The sequence below is a fragment of the Bradyrhizobium sp. Kon37 genome (genome assembly GCF_055807535.1).
Genome location: NZ_JBVVOY010000004.1, coordinates 32,870 through 54,199, shown reverse-complemented (window position 1 = coordinate 54,199; position 21,330 = coordinate 32,870). Strand labels below are relative to the sequence as shown.

The following is a 21,330-nucleotide window of genomic DNA, read 5'->3' as shown; positions in this document are numbered from 1 at the left end:
GTATCTCGCTGGCGTCTCTGGAATACTGGACCGCCCGGTCGAGCCGGGCGATGACAGCGCATGTGTGGCGCACGATAATCGTATTCTCGCTATTGTTTGGCTCGGTATTCCCCGCCTCAGCCGATGTCGCCATACCCCAGCTCACCGGCCGCGTGGTCGATCAGACCGGCACGCTCTCCAGTGGCGACATCGCCGCACTGTCGCAAAAGCTGCAGGACTTCGAGACCCGCAAAGGCAGCCAGCTCGTCGTCCTGATCGTGCCGACGACGGATCCTGAGACGATCGAGCAGTTCGCGATCCGCGTTGCGGAGGCCTGGAAGATCGGACGCAAGAAGGTCGACGACGGCGCCATCCTCGTCGTGGCCAAGAACGACCGACACCTTCGCATCGAGGTCGGTTACGGCCTCGAGGGCGCGCTTACCGACGTCACGTCGCGGCGCATCATCGACGAAGCCATCACGCCGAAATTCAGGAGTGGCGATTTTGCCGGCGGCATCACGGCGGGCGTCGACCGCATGATCCGCGTCATCGACGGCGAGCCGTTGCCGACGCCCTCGCGCAGCGTGAATTTCGGCGATTGGAACGACGTCGAGCCGCTTTTTTACTTCTTGCTGTTCGGCCCGCTGGTCATCGGCGGCATCCTGCGCTCCATGTTCGGGCGGCTGTTCGGTTCGGGGATAACGGGAGCGATCGTTGGTGTCCTCGCCTGGTTCGTGATCGGTTCCGCGGTCATTGGACTGGGCGTCGGTTTGCTCGGCGCCGTCCTGACGTTTATCGCCGATCTATTTGGGGCGGGATCGGGCACGGGGTCCTCGCGTCGTGGCTCGTGGTCGAGCGGCTCGTCGTCCGGCGGCTGGAGCAGCGGATCGTCATCGAGCGGCGGCTTCAGCGGCGGTGGCGGCAGTTTTGGCGGCGGCGGCGCCTCGGGGAGCTGGTAGGTCATGACCATCAGGCGCATCACTCTGCATCTGCTCCAGCACCATTGGCGTGCCAGGCAGGTGTTTCCGAAGGACGTGCTCGACCGCATCGAGCAGGCGATCAAGCGCGGCGAAGCCAGCCATTCCGGCCAGGTTCGCTTCGTGGTCGAAGGCGCGCTCGACGGCGGCCCGCTGTTTCGCAACCAGCCGGCGCGCGTGCGTGCGCTCGACGTGTTCTCGCAACTGCGCATCTGGGACACCGCGCACAACAATGGCGTCCTGATCTATCTCCTGCTTGCCGACCGCGATGTCGAGATCATCGCCGACCGCGGTATCGATGCGAAGGTTGGCGCCGAGGGCTGGGAGGGCATCTGCCGCGCGATGGAGGCGGATTTCAGGTCAGGGCAATTCGAGCGCGGCCTGATCGGCGGGATTGAGGCGGTGTCGCGAGAGCTGGCGAAGCATTTCCCGTCGCGGGGCCCGCATGCGAACGAGTTGCCGGATGCGCCGGTGGTGATGTAGCCGCTACAAGCAGGCGGTGATGGAGCCCCGCTGTCGTCCTGGCGAAAGCCAGGACCCATTACCCCAGGGAGAAGTTTGGCGAAGATTTATCGTTCGGTACGCCTGCTGCGTACAACCGATAGACCTCGCGGTATGGGTCCTGGCTTTCGCCAGGACGACGTTGTGGGGACATCGGTGCTTCGCCTCGCGGGCACACGCAGCCGCCAGCCCACCTAATCGTCCAGCTTGTTCAGATCCCGCACCGATTGCATGATCGGTTCGAAGTTCGAGCGCGCATCCAGCGCGTCGAACAATTGTGCGGTGTCCTCCAGTAGACCGTGCGACCGCGCGATGGCGATGCGCACGTCTTCCTGTGGCGTGTCCGACAGCCGGCCGTGGCCTGACAGCAGGATCTTCGCGTTCAATCCTTTGAGCCGCTCCAGCGATTCGATGTAGTCGGCGATGCTGCCCGAGCCGAACACGCCGCCCATCACGCCGCCTGGCATGAGCGTATCGGCGGCGAACAACAGCCCCTTGTCCTGGTCGAACAGCGTGATGCAGGCCGAGGTGTGGCCGGGCGTGTGCATCACGTTGAGACGGAAATTGCCGAGGTCGATCAGATTGCCCTCCTCGAGCCAGATGTCGATGTTAACAGGCACGTTCGGCTCGTTGAACATCTTGCGCAGCATCGAGAAGTCGTCGCGCAGCATGATCTTGTTGGCTGCGAGGCGATGGGCGGCGACGAAGGTGCGACGCTCGTTGAAGTGCCAGGCCGCGCCGATGTGGTCGAGATGCTCGTGGCTGAGCACCACCATGTCGATCTTCTCCGGCGGGCAGCCGACGAAATTCAGGCATTCGACCATCGCCGCATAATTCGAGGACAGCCCGGTATCGATCAGGATGGTCCGCGCCGAGCCGCGCACGAGATAGACGTTGGCGGCGCGATTGGAGAAACGGATCTGGTAGACGTCGTCCGCCGCCTGGATCAGCGAGCAGGTGTCGTTCTTCATCAGGACCGGAAAGGCCGTCGGCTTGCCGTCGCTCATGATTGGGCCGCCCGGTAGCTGACCGCGTTGGCGGCGCGCAGGCGCTTCGACAGCGCGTCCATCACCATCAGCGCAAACGCCGGCTGCTGGCTGACGAGATAGACGAAGCGGGCGTGGTTGACCCTCATCACCCTGGTGTTCGGCGCCGCCGCGATCGCGGTCGCCGAACGTGCCGAGCCGTCGATCACGGCCATTTCGCCGAAGAATTCGCCCTTGCCGAGTTTGATGATGCTGGTCTTGCTGGCGCCGCTGATCTTGGCGATCTCGACCTCCCCGTCGAGGACAACGTAAAGCTCGCGGCCGGTCGAGCCCTCCTCGAAGATGATGTCATCGACGCCAAACTCGTTGATGCACTTCTCGATCGTCATGACACCCCCCAAGGGCCTCTGCAGCCGTTCTGGCTGACAGGCAGTCATGTTAGCGGGGTAACAGGGGCGGGCAAACAGCCTGTTCTGGCGGGAACGTGGCCTGCCGCAGGGCAGCATCGGCTGACAATTTGTTGCACAGCGTCACACCGGTTCCACGTTCCCGGCCCAATTCGGCCCCGGATGAGTTCCTAAAATTTCGGTAAGCGGGTCCGCAGGTAAGGAATTCGCAAGCAATGAAAGTTACCAAAAGGTCAACCGAGACTGGAGTATTTGAGCCGTGAGCGAACCAATGCCCGAGCAGGCCGCCCAGGATACTGGCGTCGTCGAAGCCGCAGCGACCGTGCCGCAGGCCATCGAGGCTGCTGCCGGCATCGAGGCCCCCTCGATTGCCCCCGACCACGAGACGCCGCCCAAGCCTGATCCGGTCAAGATCGAGCCGCCGCGGATCGAGGTGCCCAAGTTCGAGGCCAAGCCTGAAACCAGGTCCGAGCCAAAGCCCGGCAAGCTCATCGTCATGGCACCCGCGGAGCGGTCCTGGGACCGAGAGGAGTTTGCGCCGCATGTGAAAGCAGACGAGCCACGCGAGACCGGCGGCAAGCGCCGCCTGTCGGCCATGGCCGCGGTGGTGGCGATTGCGGCCAGTGTCGGCGCCATCAGCGGCGCGCTCGCGACCGCAGGGATGATGCACTTCGCAAGCCCGGCGCCGGCACAGGTTGCCGACACCAGCGCGCTGGAATCCTCGGTCGCCCGGATCGATGCCGATGTCGTCGCGCTCAAGGCCAATGTCGAGCATACCTCCAAGACCGGCCTCGGCCAGTTCAACAGGACCAACGACCGCCTCGACAAGCTCGAGAAGGCGCAGGCCGAGCCGATGGCCAAGATCGCGAAGCTGTCCGAGACCGTCGACAAGCTCCGTGCCACCCCGCCGGCGGCGCCCGCCCAGGCCGCAGCCGCCGTGCCGGCCCGTGAGACCACCGGCTCGATCGCGCCGGCCCAGGTTGCGACCGCCGTAGCTGCGCCGGCTCCCGCTGTACCCAAGACCGAGGTCGGCCGGTTGCCGACCGTCGAAGGCTGGGTGCTCCGCGACGTCTCCAACGGTGGTGCACTGGTCGAGGGCCGCGGTGGGCTCTACGAGGTTTATGCCGGTGACCCCATCCCGGGGGTCGGCCGTGTCGATGCGATCCGCCGCCAAGACGGCCGCTGGGTGGTCGTCACCAGCAAGGGGCTGATCGTGGCGCGCTGAGCGGCTCATCATCCGATTTCCGAAAAGGCGCTTCACCACCATGTGAAGCGCCTTTTTGCTTGAATAGCCGTCCCTGCGCGGTGTTACCTGAGGCATGAGCCGCGCCTTGCGAATTCTCGTTGCCGCCGCCGTGTTTTTCGGCGGCATCGTGTCGTTGTTGGCCGCGGAGAACGCGCAACTGGCGCGCGGCACGGCGATCACCGATCCCGATCTCCTGCGCGAGCTCGACCAGCACGATGCGCTCACGATCTCGCGTCTGTTGTGGCCGGAGCGGAACGCGAACTTTCCGCTGACGACCGATCTGATGTTTTCGTGGCTGTCGCAGCTCAAGGAAATTCGCCCCGCAATCGACGCCGAGATCGACCGTTACGTCGCGCGGCAGAAGGCGGCATATCCGACCGAGACCATCGGCGTCGGCGAGGACTTCGACGTACAATTGTTTGATCGCGCCAATCTGAAATCCCGCGATACCCGCTTCGTGCTGGCCGGCATCGTCAACCGCATGGACCGCGCCTATGTCTCGGAAGACTCTTGCGGCGAGATCAGGCTGATCTATCGTCTCGCGCGTTTCGAGACCAAGCCGGACGGCAGCAAGGCCGCAACGCGGCTGCCGATGACGCTCAATCTGGTGATGAAGGCGCGCGATGCGCGGCAGACGGACGGGAACGGCAAGCCGATCACCTGCGCCGAAGTCGCGCGACGCTGGCTCGGCAATGGCGACTGGCAGGGGCTGATCGGCAGCGATTTCTTCCCTTACGACGCGATGCTCGATCGCATCGAGACCAATGTTCAGATCTCGGTGGCAGCGAAATCGGCGCTGCACGATTTCCGCTCCGACTATCTGCTCATGGTGTTCAAGTACGACGCTGCCTCGAAGACCTTCGAGGAATCGACGCTGGAGAACCAGATCGACCGCGACCGCATTCTCGCCGACAATGATCTCCGGCGCGACTTCAGGGATTGGCTGCTCGCGTCCGATCATCTTCGCGACTTCGATCGCGGCACGGTGCTGATCCCGGAGAAATTCCTCGCCAAGGCTGCAATCGTGCCGACGCCGGCCGGCCTCGATGCTTCTCCGTTGCAGCCGGAGTTCGGGATGATGCAAGGGGAGGGCAACGGAGAGGGGCAAGGCGAGCCGGTCTTCTCCGACAACGACGTAGTTGGTGCGCTGAAGCAGGCGGCGGCGCGTGGCATCGATCTGCAGAACGTCCGCTCGGTCGCGGGCTTCCAGCGCCGCCTCAACGACGTCACCTGTTCCGGCTGCCACCAGACCCGCGGCATTGGCGGCTTTCATTTCCCGGGCGTCGATTGGCTCGCGGACAAGCCGTCCAATGCGACCATCGTGCCGGCTTCGCCGCATTTTCTGGGCGACCAGGTCCGCCGCCGCGACATCCTGACCGCGATGGCCGCAGGCAAACGCCCTGACTTCTCACGCGGATTTGCCAGCCGACCGCAGACCCGCGGCAGCACTGAGCTGGCGGGGACCGAATATCAGGACGGCTGGGGCGGGCATTGTTCCTTGGAAAATGCGGGATCGGGATCGGCCGACAAGAGTTTTACGTCATGGAGCTGTGCTAAAGGATTGACCTGTCAGGCTGCCGCGGCCTCGCGCCGCATCGGCATGTGCTTCATCAAGACGCGTTAAGCCCACAAGCGATTTGGATGACCCATGACGAATACGAGCGACGCCAACAAGGAGCGCAATCGCGAGATCGCGCAGAATGAAGAGGCCAAGCAGGTCACCGGCAGCATCCGCGTCAGCACCTGGGCGATCGCGGTCGTCGTCATCATCGGTGGAATCCTGTTCACGCTCGGCTGGTTGGCGCTGAAGTAGACGGCACGCTCACTTCGCGTAATTCGTCATCCGCTTGCCGGGCAGCAGCTCGTAGGCCGGCTTCCACCCGGGCAGTGCGGCCATGCGGCCAAGCCAAGCGTGGATGGCGGGATAGCTTTCCGCGAATTCAAAGCCGTGCTCGTCGCTCGGATAGTGCAGATAGGCCATCATCGAGATATCGGCGACGGTCGGCCTGGTGCCGATCGCGAATTCATTGTGCTGGAGATGGCCGTCGAGAATGCCGAGGAAATCTTCGAGCCGCCTGCGAAAGTGTTTCAGCACCTGCGGATCGTTGTTTTGCGTGAAGGCGCGCATGAAGCGGTAGGTCGCCATGTAGCCGGTGAGCTTGTGGTTGTCCCAGAACAGCCAGCGCAGCAGCTCGAACTTTTCCTGCTCGGTCTCGGCACCGAAACGCCCGTACTGCTCGGCAAGCTTGAGCAGGAGAGGCGCGGTCTGCGTCATCTTCACACCGTCGACCTCGAGCACGGGAATTTCGCCCATCTCGTTCACGCTCTTGCGCCATTCCGGCGTGCGCGTGACGCCGCCGCCAAAGTCGGTCCAGACCGGCTCGAACCTCTCGCCGCAAAGCGTCAGCATCAGCGCCAGCTTGTAGCTGTTGCCGGATTCGGGGAAGTAGTGCAGGCGATAGCTGGGCATGGGACCTCGCGATGGCGGTGATTGTTGAAGCAAGCTATTCCCTTACGGTCGTCCCGGCGAAGGCCGGGACCCATAACCACCGAACGTGGTTTGGCGAAGACTTGGAGTTGTCGGCCTTGCGCGACAACTCTCACTCTGGGATATGGGTCCCGGCCGTCGCCGGGACGACATAGTAGATGCAGCGAGCCCCCTTACCCCACCGCCCCCTGCGACCGCAGTTGCTTGATCGTGGCCTCGTCGTATCCCGCGCCACGCAAAATCTCGTCACTGTGCTCGCCCACGCCGGGCGGCTTGCGGGGCTGCACTTTCTTGGCGCCGTCGATCCAGATCGGGCTGGAGATAGTGAGCATGGTGTCGTTCTCGAACGGCACCAGAACCTCGTTGTCGAGCATCTGCTTGTCGTTCGGGATGTCGTCCAGGATGCCGACGATACCGAACACCAGCCCGTTGCCGTCGAGGATCTTGCGCCATTCGGCGAGATCCCTGGTTGCAAAGGTCTCGTCGAAGATCTTGATCAGCTCGACGGAGCGGGCGTGGCGGTCGGGTTTGGTAGCGAAACGCGGATCGGTGATGAGGTCTTCGCGGCCGAGACACCTGGCCAGCGTCGGAAACTGCTTCTCCTCGCTCAGCAGCGACAGGATCAGCCAGCGGCCGTCCTTGCATTGGTAGTGGTTGGCGACCGCGTTCAGCGCGCGTTCGCGCGGCCGCCGCTCGGCGAACTTGGCGCCGCAGAGCTTTGCCTGCGCCAGCACGCTCGCAGCCCACACGCCGTTTGCCATCAAATTGGAGGCGACATGCGAGCCCTTGCCGGTCTTCTCGCGCTGATACAGCGCGGTGACGATCGCGCCATAGAACGCCATCGCGCAGGGATGGTCGCCCATGCCGGCGACCGAGCGGGCCGGCGTCGTGTCGGTGTCGGCGCGGACGAGGTCCATCAGGCCGGAGCGCGCCCAATAGGCGTTGCTGTCGAAGCCGGGCTTGTTGGCCTCTTCGCCTTTCTCGCCATAGCCGGTGAAGGAGGCGTAGATCAGGCGATCATTGAGATGGGCGAGATGGTCGTAGGTGATGCCGAGCTTGGTGCGCACCGGCGGCGGCATGTTGGTGATGAAGACGTCGGCCTCTTCCACCAGCTTGTAGAGCACGGCCTGCGCTTCCGGCTTTGCGAGGTCGAGCGCGATGCTCTTCTTGTTGCGGGCCTCCAGCAGCCAGGCGAAATTGTGCTCACTCGTCGGATAGCCCGGAATGTTGGGCAGATTGCGGTAGGGATCGCCGGCTCCGGGCGGCTCGATCTTGACGACATCGGCGCCGAAATCCGACAGCACGGTCGCGGCCGCTGGCGCTGCGATGAAACTCGCGCAATCCAGCACCTTGAGCCCTGCAAAAATGCCCTTTTCCATCGCGGCGTCGCTCCCTCACTCGTGTTGTTTCCCGCGCGCTGGAATTGGCGAGGGCCACGTCACGGGCAGCATTAGACCGATGTTTCGGCGGGATGCAACGCTCCTCGCCGCGCCTCACTCATCCCCTGCGAGCAGGGCAGCGTTGCCACCGGCTGCTGCGGTGTTGATCGTCACGGTCTGCTCGGTCGCAAAGCGCGCGAGGTAGTGCGGGCCGCCGGCTTTCGGGCCGGTTCCGGACAGGCCGTTGCCGCCGAACGGCTGCACCCCGACCACGGCGCCGATCATGTTGCGGTTGACGTAGATGTTGCCGATCTGCACGCGGTCGACGATCGCCTCGATGGTATCGTCGATGCGGGAATGGATGCCGAGCGTCAGCCCGTAGCCGGTGCGCTCGATCGCTTGCAGGACGCGTTCGAGATTTTCCGCAGGGTAGCGCACCACGTGGAGGATCGGGCCGAACACCTCCTCGGTGAGCTGGCCGGCATCCTTGAGTTCGACGATGTGCGGCGCGACGAAGCAGCCCTCCGGCGCGGTCCCGGCAAAGTGCAGCCGCGCCTCTCTCTTCATCCGTGCGATATGCGCATCGAGACGCCGCTTGGCCTCGCTATCGATCACCGGGCCGATATGGGTTGCGACGTCGCTGGGGTCGCCGATCTTCAACTCGCGCGCCGCGCCCGCGATCATCTCGATCATACGGTCGGCGACGTCCTCCTGCACGAACAGCAGCCGCAGCGCCGAGCAGCGCTGGCCGGCGGAACGAAACGCCGAGGTGACGACATCGTCCGCGACCTGCTCGGGCAACGCAGTCGCATCCGCGATCATGGTGTTGATGCCGCCGGTCTCCGCGATCAGCGGCACGATCGGCCCGTCCTTGGCTGCCAGCGCCCGGTTGATGCTGCGCGCGACCTCGGTCGAGCCGGTGAAGACGATTCCGGCGATATCGGGGTGTGCGGTCAGCGCGGCGCCGATGCGGCCGTCGCCGGCGACGAGATGCAGCGCGCTTGCGGGGATGCCGGCCTCGTGCAGCAGCCGCACCGCCTCGACCGCGATCCGCGGGGTCTGCTCCGCGGGCTTCGCCACCACGCTGTTGCCGGCCATCAGCGCGGCCGTGACCTGGCCGAGGAAGATCGCCAGCGGAAAATTCCAGGGCGAGATCGCCACGAAGACGCCGCGGCCGCGCATGGCCAGTGCGTTGCTCTCGCCGGTCGGACCCGGCATCGCCACATCGTTGCCGAACAGCTTGCGGCCCCGCGCGGCATAATAGCGGCAGAAGTCGGCGGCCTCGCGCAGCTCCGACAGCGCATCGTCGAGCGTCTTGCCGCCCTCGCGCTGCAGCAGCGCGATGAAATGGGGCGCGCGATTCTCCAGAAGATGCGCGGCCTGCTCCAGCGCCGCCGCGCGCGTGGCTGCCGGAGTCCGGCTCCAGGCGGCAAAGCCGGCGCGCGCTGCAGCCACTGCCGCATTGGCCTGATCCGGCGTTGCGTCCGCGATCGGTTCGAGGTCGATCGTCTCGGCTTTGACCTCCGTCAGCAACCGGTCGAGCGCGGCGCGCGCGCCGAACTCGACGCCACGTGAATTGCGCCGCTCCGGCGCGAACAGGTCGCACGGCAACGGAATCTTGGGATGGGCGGCCTGCTGCGGCCGGACGATGGCATCCGCCGGACGTTGCAGCAGCGCCGTAACCGGCACGCGGTAATCGGACGCCTGCGCCACGAAGGAGGAGTTGGCACCGTTCTCCAACAGTCGCCGCACCAGATAGGCGAGCAGGTCGCGATGGCTGCCGACCGGGGCGTAGGTGCGGTAGGCGATCTCGGGGTGGTCCTTGGCGAGCTGCTCGTAGAGCGCTTCGCCCATGCCATGCAGGCGTTGGAATTCGAAGCCGCCGTTGACGCCGGCAAGCTCCAGCACGGTCGCGACGCTCAGCGCGTTATGGGTGGCAAATTGCGGGAAGATGCGCGGCCGCAGGCTCAACAGCTTTTGAGCGCAAGCGACGTAGTTCAGATCCGTCATCGCCTTGCGGGTGAACACGGGATAGCCGTCGAGCCCGCGCTCCTGCGCGCGCTTGATCTCGGTGTCCCAATAGGCGCCCTTGACCAGCCGCACCATCAGCTTGCGGTCGTGCGCGCGGGCGAGCGCATCGACATAGTCGATCACGTCGCCGGCGCGCTTCTGATAGGCCTGGATCGCGAGGCCAAATCCGTCCCAACCGGCAAGCGAGGGATCGGCGAGCGTTGCCGCGATCACGTCGAGCGACAATTCCAGCCGGTCGGCTTCCTCGGCATCGACGGTGAAATTGAGATCATGGGCCTTGGCGCGCTGCGCCAGGTCCAGCAGTCGCGGCACCAGCTCAGTCATCACGCGGTCGCGGCTGATCGCCTCGAAGCGCGGATGCAGCGCCGAGAGCTTGACGGAGATGCCGGGCCGATCGGGCAGGGGATGGCGCCCCGCCGCCTTGCCGATGGTCTCGATCGCACTGGCATAGGCGTCGAAATAGCGCTTGGCGTCAGTGGCGGTGCGGGCGCCTTCGCCGAGCATGTCGAAGGAATAACGCGTCTTTTGGCCGGAGCGCGGCTTACCTCGGTCCAGGGCCTGCGCGATGGTTTCCCCGAGCACGAAATGATTGCCCATCAGCCGCATCGCCTGGCGTGTGGCGGTGCGCACGGCCGGTGCGCCCAGCCGCTTCACCAGCCGGCCGATGGTGCCGTCGGGCGTCTCGCCGGGCTGGATCACCCGTGCCGAGAGGCCCAATGCCCAGGCCGAGGCGTTGACCAGGAAGGCGGTGGACTTGGTCTCGTGGTGGATGAAGTCGCCCTCGCCGAGCTTGTCCTCGATGAACTGGTCGGCGGTGCGCGCGTCCGGCACGCGCAGCAGCGCCTCGGCCAGCACCATCAAGGCGAGGCCTTCCTTGGTCGAGAGTGCGAATTCCCGCAGCATGTCCTCGACCCCGCCAAGACCGCCGCCAAGCCGGTCGTCGCGCTTGCGGATGGCTTCGATCAGCCGCGTCGCGGTGCGATCGATCCGCGCCTCCTGCGGCGCGCCCGGATGTGCAGACGGCAAGAGGCGCGCGGCGATATCGACATCATCAGGCGCGTAGGGGGCGGAGAAGAGAGGCGGAATGTTCGGCATGGCGTGTCCTGTGGCTCTAATCCAGGATAGTGCCCAGGCTACCTTAGCTCGATAGACAATTTCGGCGATCTGCCTTAGAAAATGAGGCTTACTAGCCATTAGGCCTTATGAAACATGGAATTAGATCGAACCGACCGGAAAATCCTCTCAATTTTGCAGCAGGACGGGCGAATCGCCAATGTCGAGCTCGCGGAACGCATTGGGCTGTCGCCGACCTCGATCGGCGAGCGGCTGAAGCGTTTGCAGCGAGAGGGCTTTATCGAAGGCTATGGCGCGCGGCTCAACCCGCACCGGCTCGGCCTCGGGCTCCTGGTGTTCGTCGAAGTGCTGCTCGACAAGACCACGCCCGACAATTTCGAGCGTTTTGCCCGCGCGGTGAAACTCGCGCCCGAAGTGCTGGAGTGTCACATGGTTGCCGGCGGCTTCGACTATCTTGTGAAGGCGCGGCTGGCAGACATGACCGCGTATCGCCGCTTCCTCGGCGAGACCCTGCTGTCGATGCCGGGCGTGCGCGAGACGCGAACCTATGCGGTGATGGAAGAGATCAAGCGCGACGCACCATTGCCGGTGGACTAACGAAGTGCAGTCGCGATTGTCATTGCTGTGGCATTGAACGGGCGGTCTTCGCGGGCAAATAGTTCTCCGTGTGCAATCGCAACGCCTGTCGTCGAATGCACTGACCGTCTTCTGAAATTTCTTGGCCCGGCTCCCGGATCGATCCGGGAGTTAGCAACAGCCGGCGGGCTTATACTTTGAGGTTCTCTGCGGAGCTTTTGCCTCGGTTTGCGATCTCTTCATATTCCACCGTCTGTCCTTCGTTCAGGGACGACAGACCGGCTTTCTGCACTGCCGAGATATGCACGAACACATCCTTGCCGCCCGACGCAGGCTGGATAAATCCATAACCCTTCGTCGGGTTGAACCACTTGACCGTACCTTTAGCCATCACGACTTCTCCGCGGGTCTTCCTCCGAGATCGCGAACCGCCAGTCCCCGCCAACCGGCCGGTTCGGTCCTAATACGATACGCGGAATGTGGCTGGCTTGGTAGCTCAAACCACATCCGCCTTTCGCCGAATTCCGCTCAACTTCGCGGCGTTTTTGCCGGATTTGCCCGTTTCGCGGTCACTTGGTCCGCGCGCCGCGCGCCATCCGTCAATAAGTCGCGGCCAGATAATCGACGATCTTGCCGACATCGGCATCGTCGATGGGGGCGCCATAGACCTTGATCATCTTGGTGACCTCGGCCTGCCAGAAACCTTTCTTGTCCTTCATCGGCGGCTGCGTGTTGATGTAGTCGGCGGAGTGGCAGGCGCTGCAATTGCCTTGCACGACTTCGAGATTGGGCCCGGGCTTGAACGCCGCGACCTCATCGGGGGTCTTGTAGTTGACCGGTGCTGCAAGTGCCGAACCCACCATGGCGGCGAGGGCGAGCGAGATGGCGAGGAAAACGGTGCGCTGCATGATCATTCCCCTCAAGCCACGGTGACGCGGACGGTTTCGACGACGTTGCGCAAGTAACCCGCCGGATTCCAGCGCGGCGTATCCGGCTGGGTTTCGCCGCCATTGCCGGTGGCGCGCACCTTGAGTTCGTGGGAGCCCGCCGCGAGCTTCACCGGCAGCGTCCATTCACGGAACGAGTATTTGCCGAGATCCTTGCCGAGCTTGGCGTTGGTCCAGGTCTTGCCGCCGTCGGTGGAGACCGCGACCTCCTTGATACCCTTGCCGCCGTCGAAGGCGATGCCGCGCAGCGTCGTGCCGCCTGCTTTCAGCTTGGCGCCGTCGGGGACGCTGGTGATGAAGGAACGGATGGTGAAGCGGTTGATCGGGATCGTCGCCTTCGGCGCGGTGCCCGGCTCGACCGCATTGTTCGGGGTGTCCGGAATGCGATAGGCCGACTTCATCCAGAAGCCGTCATAGACATTGTCGATGACGGTGATCTCGTTGACGTGCTTGACCCAATAGGTGCCGTAATAGCCGGGCACGATCAGGCGCAGCGGAAAGCCGTTGAGGAACGGCAGGTCCTCGCCGTTCATGCCATAGGCCAGCATCACCTCGCCGTCGCTGGCGTGATCGATATCGAGTGCCTTGACGAAGTCGGGCGTCTTGTCGCTGACCGGACCGTCCATGCCATTGAAGGTGACCTGCTTGGCGCCGCTCTGCACGCCCGCCATCGCCAGCACCGCCTTCAGCGGCACGCCGCGCCAGCGCGCATTGCCCATCGCGCCGTTGGCGAGCTGGCCACCGGCCACGCGCGGATCCAGGAAGCCGCGGCTGTTGCCGGAGCACTGGTTGACGGCGACGATCTCGGTCGCCTTCATCTTCCTGATGTCCTTCAGCGACAGCTTGAGCGGCTTGTCGACCTTGCCCTTGACCTCGAGCGTGAACTTGTCGGGGTCGAGACTGTAGGGCAGGTCGGACAGGTGATAGCGCACGAAGAACGCGTTATTTGGCGTGATCGGGCCGTCGTTGAAGACCGCGAACGGCGTCTCGAGCTGCGGCGGACGGCTGGTCAGGCCGATCATCGGCCGCTTCTGCGGATATTTCACCAAAGGCCGCTCGCCATTTGCAAAGGGCAGGGCGACGGTGTCGAGTGCCAGCGCTTTGGTCGGGCTCAGTGTAGTCGCAACAGCGGCAAGGCCCGCTCCTTTGAGCAGGTCGCGTCGATCGAACATGTGGTCTCCTCCCGGAGCTTTTCGGTGGATCACGGTCATCACCGCGATCTCGCACTCATGTGTCGCAACGACTCAGTTGAAGTCAATTCGTGCTTTCGCAGCAGGCCCATGCCGTTGCGTTGCAGCAAGCCGGTGTTACGCGGAGTCGAGTCGTAACCGCGGCGACGGTGCACTCCCTCGCCCCGTTCTTACGGGGAGAGGGTTGGGGTGAGGGGCTGCTTCCGCAAGGATGGTAAGAGTTGGACACGCGGAGAGTCCCCCTCACCCGGATCGCTCCGCGATCCGACCTCTCCCCGCAAGCGGGGCGAGGTTGCGCCTCACGCCGCGACGCGTTCGCCGCGATCGACGAGCGCCGACAGCTCCCTCGCGTCCGCGACGACGCGCACGGCCATCGGTTCGTCGCGGCCGCGGATCGCGACCTCCTGCTGCGGCAGCGCATCGTCGGCAAGGCCCGCGGTGCGGCGGACTTCCTCCGAGACGATCGCTTCGCAGGCCAGTGTCTTGGTCATGTCCTGGAGGCGGGCCGCGACGTTGACGGCGTCGCCCAGCGCCGTGAAGACGATGTGATCGCGATAGCCGATGTCGCCGATAATGACCTCGCCGCCGTGGATGCCGATGCCGAAGCGGATCGGCTGCCGCAGATCGTGGCTCAAGAGCTCGTTCAGATCGTCGATTTGCCTGGCGATGCCGGCGGCGGCCTTCAGCGCCTGCCGGCAGGCCTCTTGCGGATCGGCGCTCAGTCCGAACAACGCCAGCATGCCGTCGCCGACGAACTGGTTCGGCTGGCCGCCATTCTCGATCACGGCCTGCGAGACGGCGCCGAGGAAGCGGTTGACGATGAACACGGTGTCGAACGGCAACCGCTTCTCCGCGAGCTGCGTCGAGCCGCGCATGTCCACGAACAGGCTGACGAGATAGCGCTCTTGGCCGATTCTGGCGGGCGTCGAGGCCTGGGTGTTTGCCGACAGGGTATGCGCGGTGAAGAGCTGGAAGAAGGAGAGATCCGACGTCGGCCGCAGCTGGCAGGCGAGCCTGATCGAGGGGTCGCTGGTGCCGACACGGGTGAGCACGAACGCCTCGCGCTGCGACGGCTCGGGCAGGGCGCCATGATCGCCGATGATGCGGATGCGGCAGGTCGAGCAGCGGGCGCGGCCGCCGCAGACGCTGGCATGCGGCACATTGTGGCGCAGGCTCGCCTCCAGCACGGAGAGGCCCTTGGGGACGCGCACCGTCTTGCCGTTGCCGTAGGACAGCGCGATCATGCCACCGCGTCGTTCGCGCAAGGCCCGTACGCCGCGTGCGGCGAGCGCCAAGGCGAGCAATCCGAGATAACCGGCGGTGAGGCCACCGGTGATGCGGTCGAGCGTCGCGGCCTCGGCCGTGGTGCCGACCTGGCTGCGCGTGAGATTATGCGTCCGCCATTCCCCGTCGTCGGCCTCGACCTCGACGCTGCGGCCACCCTGGTAGACACCCAGCAGCGACAGCGTCGGGATCAGCACGGCCGCCGCGAGCAGATAGGGCGCTGCGCGCGTGAAGAACGGTTTGAGGCGAAGCCAGAAATAGATGCCGATGCAGCCGTGCACCCAGGCGATGAGAAGCAGGATCGTCATCGTCCAGATACGGTTCGACGCGACGAAGAACAGGTAGAGTTCCTGCGGATAGAGTTTTTGGTGCCCGTACAGCGTCTGGCCGAGCCGCACCCCGATCACATGCGCCATGACCAGCGCGGGGATGCTCAAGCCCAGCACGAGCTGCAGCGGCTCGACCGTCCGCCAGCGGAACTGCCGGCGTTGATACAGTGCATAGATGCCGAGCCCCATATGCGTGAGCGCCGCCGTGTAGAACGTGATCGCAACCGGCAGGAACTGCCAGAACAGCGTGTGGTAGGTGACCCCGATCTCCATGGCATCGACCGAGATGTTGCCGAGCGCATGGTTGAGGAAATGGCTGACCACATAGGCGAACAGGATGACGCCGCAGACCAGCCGCACCTGGCGCAAGCTGATGGCGCGGGAGAGCTCGGAAAATCGTGAGGATGCGGTTGCGGCCATGATTCGCTTGTATCAGTTCATGAAGGAGAACAGCCAGCGCCGCGTTTAATTCCGGGGGTGGACAGCTTGCGGGATCACATCCGCGGCAGGGTGACGAAATCGTAGGGTGGGCAAAGGCGCCTTGGCGCCGTGCCCACCAATCGGCACTTGCGGTGGGCACGCTTCGCTTTGCCCACCCTACAGTCTCCTCGTCGGGGCTGGGATCGCGACAGCCGAATAGGTGGATCCGACCCCCAACATTGACTCCCCCTCCCAGGTTGGCGAAAAGCGCCGCCGTGGCGACAACTCCCGACATCACGATGCCCCCCGCAGGCGCGGCGCGCCGGCCGCTCGTCGTGGCCGCGGCGATCATCGCCGCGATGACGCTGCTGCGCATGGTCTACGCCTCGGCTATCGAGCTGCGTACGGACGAGGCCTATTACTGGACGTGGTCGCAGGAGACGGCGCTCAGCTTCCTGGATCACCCCCCCGGCATCGCCTGGCTGATCCGGTTCGGCACTGCGATCTTCGGCGACACCAGGCTCGGTGTGCGCTTCGGCGGCATCGTCGCGATGCTGGTGACGCAGCTCCTGCTCGCCGATATCGTCCGCCGCCTCACCCATGATGTGCGCGCCGTCGTGCTCGCGGTGCTGATGCCGGAGGCCGCGCTCTATTACGGCCTGCTGATGGCCAAGGTTGCGCCCGATGTCGCCATGATGCCGTTTGCGGTGGCGATGATGTGGTGCCTGGTGCGGCTTGCGCAGGGCGGCGACGGCCGCTGGTGGCTCGCGGCCGGCCTGTTCGCCGGATTGGCGATGCTGTCGAAATTCACCGTGATCATGTTCGCGCCGGCGGTTGCCGCCTTTCTGCTGGTGCCGGATTGGCGCTGGCGCTGGCTGCGCAGCCCCTATCCGTATCTCGCGGTCCTGATCGCAATCGTCGTGTTCTCGCCCGTGCTGATCTGGAACGTGCAGCACGACTGGGCTGCGATTCGCTTCCAGGGCGTGCGCGCCACCACTAGCTACGGCATCTCGCTCCGCACCTTCGGCGATTACATCGGCCTGCAATTCGGACTGGTCGGCTTCGTCATGCTGCCGGTGGTGCTGACGGGAGTGGTGATGACGGCGTGGCGCGGCTATCGCACGCGCGAGCCGGTCGCGATTTTGTTGTCGACCGCGGTCCTGGTGCCGTTTCTCTATTTTCTCGCGAAATCCCTGACCCTCCGCGTCGGCGACACCTGGCCGATGTTCATGTGGCCGGTCGGTTTCGCCGCCGCCGCTGTCAACCTCACCATGTTGCAGCGTGAAAAATGGTCTGCGCGGATGATCAGGTCGGCGCTGTTCTGGGCCAACACAGCGGTGGTCTCCGGCATCGCCTTTGTCGTCATCGTGTTCCTCTATTACGTCGCCGCACCCTGGAATTTTCTCGGCAAGATCGATCCGATCGGTGCCGAGTCCGGCTACGAGCAGGTCGCCGCGCGCGCACAGGCCGCATTGGACGAGACCGGCGCGACCTGGATCGCCACCACGGACTACCGCACCTACGCCATGATGCGCTGGCTGTTCCGGGGCCGCGTGCCCGTGATCGAGATCAACGAGCGCGGCCGCTTCCAGGACTTTCGTGATCCCGGCATGGACCGGATCAAGGGCCGCGCCGGCATTTATGTCGGGCGCGAGCCGGACAAACATTCATCGCTATGGGAGAACATCCCCGCCAAGCGCGAGCCGCTCGGTCAAGTCGAGCGCCGCTGGCGCGGCCTCGTGATGGATACGTATGTGCTAGAGAAGCTGTCTGGCTGGACCCCAGTGCTGTCGCCGCCGAAGAACTCGCCGCTATTCCAGTGGCGCGTGCTGGCGGGGGAATTCGAGAGGCGTATGCTCAGCTAGCGCGGCAAGCTCCGAATTCCCTTCTCTCCATGTGGGAGAAGGTGGCGCGAAGCGCGGATGAGGGGTATCTCTCCGCAAATTCGAGTGAGAGTTGGACTCGCGGAGAGAGACCCCTCACCCGTCTCGCCGCTTCGCGTCGAGCCACCCTCTCCCACAAGGGGAGAGGGGAAAACGAGCGCGTCGGCCAAACAGAACGCTACTCCTCCTCGTCCTTCTTTCGCAGCAGATCCGTCGCGAGATCCGACAGCTTCGGCGGCGGCAGTGCCGCGAACGGCAGCGGCCGTGTGACGTCGATCGCGGCGAGGCCCAGCCGTGCCGTCAGCAATCCATTCAGCATGCCTTCGCCCAGCCGCTGCGACAGCTTCGCCGCAATGCCGTGGCCGAGCATCTGCTGCACCAGGCTGTCACTCGCCGCCATGCCGCCGGTGATGGCGAGATGGGCGATGACGTGGCGGAGCAGGCGGATCATGCCAAGCGCGCCGGGACGGCCGCCATAGAGAAAAGCGAGCTGGCGTATCAATCTCAGCGAGGCCACGAACACGAACAGCACGTCGATCAGCGCGCGGGGCGAAACCGCCGTGACGATCGAGACCTTCTGCGCGGCTGACGACACCAGCCGCCGCGCCTCGATGTCCAGCGGCGACATCAATTCGCGCTCGGCGAGCCGGATCATGTCGGCGCCGTCGATGATCTCGCCGGCGTGGCTCTCCAGTGCGGCACGGGCGCGCGCGAGCTGCGGGTTCTGATGTGCGATCTTGAGCAGATCCTGCACGATGATGCGGCTCTCCTTGCGATCGTCGCTGGCAAGGACGGCGGCCGCGCGCTGATGCAGCTTTTCGATCGTTGCCAGCCGCGCCAGCCCGTACGCCTCGCGTCCGGTCACCACCGCGAGCGCAAGCGCGGTGACGGAGGCAAGCGCCAGTCCGACGAAGCCGAGGCTTTCGCTGCGCGCAAACAGATCCTCGATCAGACGGACGACGCCGAGCCCGACCCCGAGCAGCGTCAGCCCGGCAACGCCGGACCAGAACAATGCGCCCCAGGGGAAGCCGCGCCGCGCCGGGAGCGCGGATGCGATCGGCACCGGCAAATTCGCCGGATCGGGCTCCGGCGTGATCTGGATGGTGGTGCGGCCGAGCCGGGTCGTCTCGTCGGCCTCCGTGACGACGACGCCGGGGTCGTCGAGCCGGAACGTCGCCGGTCGCCGTGGCTTCGATCGGTCGTTCATGACAATTTGTCTCCGATCAGGAACTGCAAGGCACGGTCGAGGCGGATGTGAGGCAGCGCCGGCTGGTCGGCCCCCTCGCGCTCGAGCTTTGGCGGACGGAAGCGCAGGAAGCGAAAATCGCTCTTCTCGGCGGCCTCGGTCGAGAGCCCGCGGAACGCGTCGGTGCCGTTGAACAGCGGCTCGGGATCGAGCGGCAGGTCGCCCGGAAAGGTCGCGACCTCGGTGTTGCCGTCGAAGAACTCGCCGCCGGCGCTTTCGCCCGCGGCCGGCGTCCCCAGGATCGAGGGCAATTTGTCACGGCCATGCGCGACCTGCGCCTCGCGGGTGGCGCGGACGGCGGCGAGCGCGACGACGTCGATCGCCGCGCCGGTAGTTTCCGCGCGCGCAACCGCATGGGTGACCGCGCGGCGCAGCACGGCCTCAAGCCGGTCATGGCTGGAATGATGCAGATGATCCGCCTTGGTCGCCGCGAACAGCACGCGGTCGATCCGCGGCCGGAACAGGCCGGAGAGGATCGTGCTGCGGCCGATGTTGAAGCAGTCGAGAATGCCCGCGAGTGCGGCTTCGAGATCGTGCAGCGCTTCGGGGCCGGCGTTGAACGCGGCGAGTGCGTCGGCCAGCACGATCTGGCGATCGAGCCGGGCAAAATGATCGCGGAAGAACGGCCGCACCACGACGTCCTTGTAGGCCTCGTAGCGACGTACCATCATCGCCCACAGCGATCCCTCCGGTGCCTGGCCGCCCGCGGGCACGTCGAGCGGCGCAAAGGTCAGCGCCGGTGTGTCGGCGAGGTTGCCCGGCATCAGGAAGCGGCCGGGCGGCAGCAGGCTCATCGCAAACCGCTCGTCGCGGCAGCCTTGCAAATAGCCCCTGAACAGCTTCGCGGCCGTCAGCGTCGCCTGCTCGTCCTCGCGCGCCTCGGGCTTGAGGGTTGCGAGATGCGCGTGCCAGTCCGCGGCAAGATGGACGCGCGGCGCCTCGCGCGACAGGGCGAGACTTTCGGCTGACCATTGCTCAAAGCTCTTCTGGAGCAGCGGCAGGTCGAGCAGCCACTCGCCGGGATAGTCGACGATGTCGAGCGTCAGTGTGCGGTCGGCGCCGTTCGGGCGCTGGTAGTCGATCACGAGCCTGAGCTCGCTGATGTCGACAGTCGAGCTCGGCCAGCGCCGCTCCTCGATCAGCGCGCGCAGATGGCTCTCATAAGCAAAGCGGGGCACGGCGTCGTCCGGCTGGGGCGCCAGATGCGCCCGCGCGATCCGCCCGGACGAATAGGCCTCGAATACCGGAAAACGGCCGCCGCGGGTGAGGCCGTGGATCAGCGCGGTGATGAACACCGTCTTGCCGGCCCGGGACAGGCCGGTGACCCCGAGCCGCACCGTCGGGTTGAAGAAGTGCTCGCCATAGTCGATCAGCGCCCTCGCCGACAGCCGCGCTTCTTCGACCATATCCTGGAAACTGAATGCCATTTGAACGTTAAGTGATCTCGGCGGGAGAAAATGTGTGACCGATCACAAAAGTGGCAATTGCGTGGGGAAAATCAAGCTTCATACTTCCACCTCCTTTGTCGGCAAATCAGCCGTTTGCAAATCAACCGTTTGCAAGTCACCCGTTTGAACGACGCACCGGTCCCAAAACACCCATACAAGAGGGTATTGTCTCACTTTGCGGATTGCCATGACCGTCTTCCAACTGAAACAGCTCGCATCCTCCTCCGTCCACGCCGCCGCTGACGCGGTCGGCTGGCATTACGACCGCGCCGAGTTGATCGCCGACGGCGTGATCCACGCGATCGGCGTGCTCTGCGGCCTCATTGCCGCGACCGTGCTGGTGGTGCTGACGGTGCTCTTTGCCGACGCGACCGACATCGTCGGCGTCTCGATCTACGTCGCCGGCCTGCTCTCGATGCTGGTGTTGTCGGCGACCTATAATCTCTGGCCGGTCTCGCCGGCCAAATGGCTGCTGCGGCGCTTCGACCATTCGGCGATCTATCTCCTGATCGCGGCGACCTACACGCCGTTCATCCTGGAGGTGAAGGACAGCGGGTTCGCGCTGGTGCTGCTCGCCGGCGTCTGGTGCGTGGCACTCCTCGGCATCGTGCTGAAACTTCTCTACCCCGGCCGGTTCGACCGCGTCGCGGTCGGCATCTACCTCGCGATGGGCTGGACCGGCGTGATGCTCTACGATTCCGTGGTCAAGGCGCTGCCTGCGCTGGTGCTGGGCTTCATCCTTGCGGGTGGCCTGCTCTACAGCTTCGGCGTGATCTTCCATGCCTGGCGACGGCTGCGCTTCCAGAATGCGATCTGGCACGGCTTTGTCTTGGCCGGTGCGGCGTGCCATTATACCGCGGTGCTCGACCTCGTGTTGAGCTGAGCAAGCTCCGCCAAGCGGAATAAGCCAAAACGGTATAAAACAAGAGGAGACGTCGC

General features: G+C 64.9%; 19 protein-coding genes. 8 read left to right on the top strand and 11 right to left on the bottom strand.

Features of this window, described 5'->3' with window-relative positions; genetic code table 11:
- Positions 1-50: 50 nt before the first annotated feature.
- Together AC0L3J_RS10955 and AC0L3J_RS10950 are read left to right on the top strand one after the other, a co-directional pair.
- The gene (locus tag AC0L3J_RS10955; RefSeq protein WP_473346946.1) at positions 51-938 is read left to right on the top strand and encodes a TPM domain-containing protein; all 888 of its coding nucleotides are present in this window, start codon (positions 51-53) and stop codon (positions 936-938) included.
- Between the two features lie 3 nt (positions 939-941).
- The gene (locus AC0L3J_RS10950) at positions 942-1,439 is read left to right on the top strand and encodes a TPM domain-containing protein (RefSeq protein ID WP_473346945.1); all 498 of its coding nucleotides are present in this window, start codon (positions 942-944) and stop codon (positions 1,437-1,439) included.
- Between the two features lie 212 nt (positions 1,440-1,651).
- Here the strand turns inward: AC0L3J_RS10950 and AC0L3J_RS10945 are convergent, their stop codons facing one another.
- Positions 1,652-2,464, bottom strand: a complete 813-nt coding sequence (locus AC0L3J_RS10945; protein WP_027520235.1) for an MBL fold metallo-hydrolase — start codon at positions 2,462-2,464, stop codon at positions 1,652-1,654.
- Positions 2,461-2,832: a Crp/Fnr family transcriptional regulator gene (locus AC0L3J_RS10940; RefSeq protein ID WP_473346944.1), complete on the bottom strand. Its 372-nt coding sequence runs from the start codon at positions 2,830-2,832 to the stop codon at positions 2,461-2,463. Before AC0L3J_RS10940 ends, AC0L3J_RS10945 begins: the two co-directional genes overlap by 4 nt.
- Positions 2,833-3,121: 289 nt before the next feature.
- Here AC0L3J_RS10940 and AC0L3J_RS10935 point away from each other — a divergent pair, with 289 nt between their 5' ends.
- The 3 genes from AC0L3J_RS10935 (at position 3,122) to AC0L3J_RS10925 (ending at position 5,909) form a co-directional block, all read left to right on the top strand.
- Positions 3,122-4,075 (top strand): hypothetical protein, encoded by a 954-nt coding sequence (locus AC0L3J_RS10935; protein ID WP_473347308.1) that lies wholly within the window; start codon positions 3,122-3,124, stop codon positions 4,073-4,075.
- Between the two features lie 94 nt (positions 4,076-4,169).
- Entirely contained in the window at positions 4,170-5,720 is a 1,551-nt protein-coding gene (locus tag AC0L3J_RS10930) for a hypothetical protein (RefSeq protein WP_473346943.1), read from the top strand.
- Positions 5,721-5,744: 24 nt separating this feature from the next.
- Complete coding sequence (locus tag AC0L3J_RS10925; RefSeq protein WP_473346942.1) at positions 5,745-5,909, top strand: hypothetical protein; 165 nt, start codon at positions 5,745-5,747, stop codon at positions 5,907-5,909.
- Positions 5,910-5,918: 9 nt separating this feature from the next.
- Here AC0L3J_RS10925 and AC0L3J_RS10920 read toward each other — a convergent pair whose 3' ends face one another.
- The 3 genes from AC0L3J_RS10920 to putA form a co-directional block, all read right to left on the bottom strand.
- Entirely contained in the window at positions 5,919-6,566 is a 648-nt protein-coding gene (locus AC0L3J_RS10920; RefSeq protein ID WP_473346940.1) for a glutathione S-transferase family protein, read from the bottom strand.
- 191 nt (positions 6,567-6,757) lie between these two features.
- Positions 6,758-7,963, bottom strand: a complete 1,206-nt coding sequence (locus tag AC0L3J_RS10915) for a CaiB/BaiF CoA transferase family protein (protein WP_473346938.1) — start codon at positions 7,961-7,963, stop codon at positions 6,758-6,760.
- Positions 7,964-8,077: 114 nt separating this feature from the next.
- A complete protein-coding gene (putA, locus tag AC0L3J_RS10910) occupies positions 8,078-11,089 on the bottom strand; it encodes a bifunctional proline dehydrogenase/L-glutamate gamma-semialdehyde dehydrogenase PutA (RefSeq protein ID WP_473346936.1) in 3,012 nt (1,003 codons plus the stop codon).
- 114 nt (positions 11,090-11,203) lie between these two features.
- Between putA and AC0L3J_RS10905 the strand changes: the two genes are divergently transcribed.
- Positions 11,204-11,665, top strand: coding sequence for an Lrp/AsnC ligand binding domain-containing protein (locus AC0L3J_RS10905; protein WP_007596520.1), 462 nt, complete (start codon positions 11,204-11,206; stop codon positions 11,663-11,665).
- A 169-nt stretch (positions 11,666-11,834) separates the two neighbouring features.
- Here AC0L3J_RS10905 and AC0L3J_RS10900 read toward each other — a convergent pair whose 3' ends face one another.
- The 4 genes from AC0L3J_RS10900 to AC0L3J_RS10885 all read right to left on the bottom strand — a co-directional run bounded on the left by AC0L3J_RS10900 (position 11,835) and on the right by AC0L3J_RS10885 (position 15,814).
- Positions 11,835-12,035: a cold-shock protein gene (locus tag AC0L3J_RS10900; RefSeq protein WP_007596519.1), complete on the bottom strand. Its 201-nt coding sequence runs from the start codon at positions 12,033-12,035 to the stop codon at positions 11,835-11,837.
- Positions 12,036-12,243: 208 nt separating this feature from the next.
- Positions 12,244-12,552, bottom strand: a complete 309-nt coding sequence (sorB, locus tag AC0L3J_RS10895) for a SorB family sulfite dehydrogenase c-type cytochrome subunit (protein WP_473346934.1) — start codon at positions 12,550-12,552, stop codon at positions 12,244-12,246.
- Between the two features lie 11 nt (positions 12,553-12,563).
- A complete protein-coding gene (gene sorA / locus AC0L3J_RS10890; protein ID WP_473346932.1) occupies positions 12,564-13,763 on the bottom strand; it encodes a SorA family sulfite dehydrogenase catalytic subunit in 1,200 nt (399 codons plus the stop codon).
- Positions 13,764-14,080: 317 nt separating this feature from the next.
- Complete coding sequence (locus AC0L3J_RS10885; RefSeq protein ID WP_473346930.1) at positions 14,081-15,814, bottom strand: adenylate/guanylate cyclase domain-containing protein; 1,734 nt, start codon at positions 15,812-15,814, stop codon at positions 14,081-14,083.
- Between the two features lie 299 nt (positions 15,815-16,113).
- On the opposite strand from AC0L3J_RS10885, the gene AC0L3J_RS10880 reads away from it, so the two are divergent.
- Positions 16,114-17,679 carry a glycosyltransferase family 39 protein gene (locus AC0L3J_RS10880; protein WP_473347307.1) on the top strand — a complete coding sequence of 522 codons (1,566 nt, stop codon included), beginning with the start codon at positions 16,114-16,116 and terminating at the stop codon, positions 17,677-17,679.
- A gap of 196 nt (positions 17,680-17,875) precedes the next feature.
- Here AC0L3J_RS10880 and AC0L3J_RS10875 read toward each other — a convergent pair whose 3' ends face one another.
- Both AC0L3J_RS10875 and AC0L3J_RS10870 read right to left on the bottom strand, forming a co-directional pair.
- On the bottom strand, positions 17,876-18,904 hold the full coding sequence (locus AC0L3J_RS10875; RefSeq protein WP_473288132.1) for a YcjF family protein: 1,029 nt from the start codon (positions 18,902-18,904) through the stop codon (positions 17,876-17,878).
- The gene (locus AC0L3J_RS10870) at positions 18,901-20,370 is read right to left on the bottom strand and encodes a YcjX family GTP-binding protein (protein WP_473346928.1); all 1,470 of its coding nucleotides are present in this window, start codon (positions 20,368-20,370) and stop codon (positions 18,901-18,903) included. Before AC0L3J_RS10870 ends, AC0L3J_RS10875 begins: the two co-directional genes overlap by 4 nt.
- 208 nt (positions 20,371-20,578) lie before the next feature.
- Between AC0L3J_RS10870 and trhA the strand changes: the two genes are divergently transcribed.
- A complete protein-coding gene (gene trhA / locus AC0L3J_RS10865) occupies positions 20,579-21,274 on the top strand; it encodes a PAQR family membrane homeostasis protein TrhA (protein WP_473346926.1) in 696 nt (231 codons plus the stop codon).
- Positions 21,275-21,330 lie beyond the last annotated feature (56 nt).

Excerpts from the sequence above, each read along its gene's own strand:
- AC0L3J_RS10945 (WP_027520235.1), bottom strand. The coding sequence starts at position 2,464 with ATGAGCGACGGCAAGCCGACGGCCTTTCCGGTCCTGATGAAGAACGAC.
- AC0L3J_RS10920 (WP_473346940.1), bottom strand. The coding sequence starts at position 6,566 with ATGCCCAGCTATCGCCTGCACTACTTCCCCGAATCCGGCAACAGCTAC.
- AC0L3J_RS10900 (WP_007596519.1), bottom strand. The coding sequence starts at position 12,035 with ATGGCTAAAGGTACGGTCAAGTGGTTCAACCCGACGAAGGGTTATGGA.
- sorA (WP_473346932.1), bottom strand. The coding sequence starts at position 13,763 with ATGTTCGATCGACGCGACCTGCTCAAAGGAGCGGGCCTTGCCGCTGTT.
- AC0L3J_RS10950 (WP_473346945.1), top strand. The coding sequence starts at position 942 with ATGACCATCAGGCGCATCACTCTGCATCTGCTCCAGCACCATTGGCGT.
- trhA (WP_473346926.1), top strand. The coding sequence starts at position 20,579 with ATGACCGTCTTCCAACTGAAACAGCTCGCATCCTCCTCCGTCCACGCC.
- AC0L3J_RS10940 (WP_473346944.1), bottom strand. The coding sequence starts at position 2,832 with ATGACGATCGAGAAGTGCATCAACGAGTTTGGCGTCGATGACATCATC.
- AC0L3J_RS10915 (WP_473346938.1), bottom strand. The coding sequence starts at position 7,963 with ATGGAAAAGGGCATTTTTGCAGGGCTCAAGGTGCTGGATTGCGCGAGT.
- AC0L3J_RS10870 (WP_473346928.1), bottom strand. The coding sequence starts at position 20,370 with ATGGCATTCAGTTTCCAGGATATGGTCGAAGAAGCGCGGCTGTCGGCG.
- AC0L3J_RS10885 (WP_473346930.1), bottom strand. The coding sequence starts at position 15,814 with ATGGCCGCAACCGCATCCTCACGATTTTCCGAGCTCTCCCGCGCCATC.
- AC0L3J_RS10925 (WP_473346942.1), top strand. The coding sequence starts at position 5,745 with ATGACGAATACGAGCGACGCCAACAAGGAGCGCAATCGCGAGATCGCG.
- AC0L3J_RS10905 (WP_007596520.1), top strand. The coding sequence starts at position 11,204 with ATGGAATTAGATCGAACCGACCGGAAAATCCTCTCAATTTTGCAGCAG.
- sorB (WP_473346934.1), bottom strand. The coding sequence starts at position 12,552 with ATGCAGCGCACCGTTTTCCTCGCCATCTCGCTCGCCCTCGCCGCCATG.
- AC0L3J_RS10935 (WP_473347308.1), top strand. The coding sequence starts at position 3,122 with ATGCCCGAGCAGGCCGCCCAGGATACTGGCGTCGTCGAAGCCGCAGCG.
- putA (WP_473346936.1), bottom strand. The coding sequence starts at position 11,089 with ATGCCGAACATTCCGCCTCTCTTCTCCGCCCCCTACGCGCCTGATGAT.
- AC0L3J_RS10875 (WP_473288132.1), bottom strand. The coding sequence starts at position 18,904 with ATGAACGACCGATCGAAGCCACGGCGACCGGCGACGTTCCGGCTCGAC.
- AC0L3J_RS10880 (WP_473347307.1), top strand. The coding sequence starts at position 16,114 with ATGCCCCCCGCAGGCGCGGCGCGCCGGCCGCTCGTCGTGGCCGCGGCG.
- AC0L3J_RS10955 (WP_473346946.1), top strand. The coding sequence starts at position 51 with ATGACAGCGCATGTGTGGCGCACGATAATCGTATTCTCGCTATTGTTT.
- AC0L3J_RS10930 (WP_473346943.1), top strand. The coding sequence starts at position 4,170 with ATGAGCCGCGCCTTGCGAATTCTCGTTGCCGCCGCCGTGTTTTTCGGC.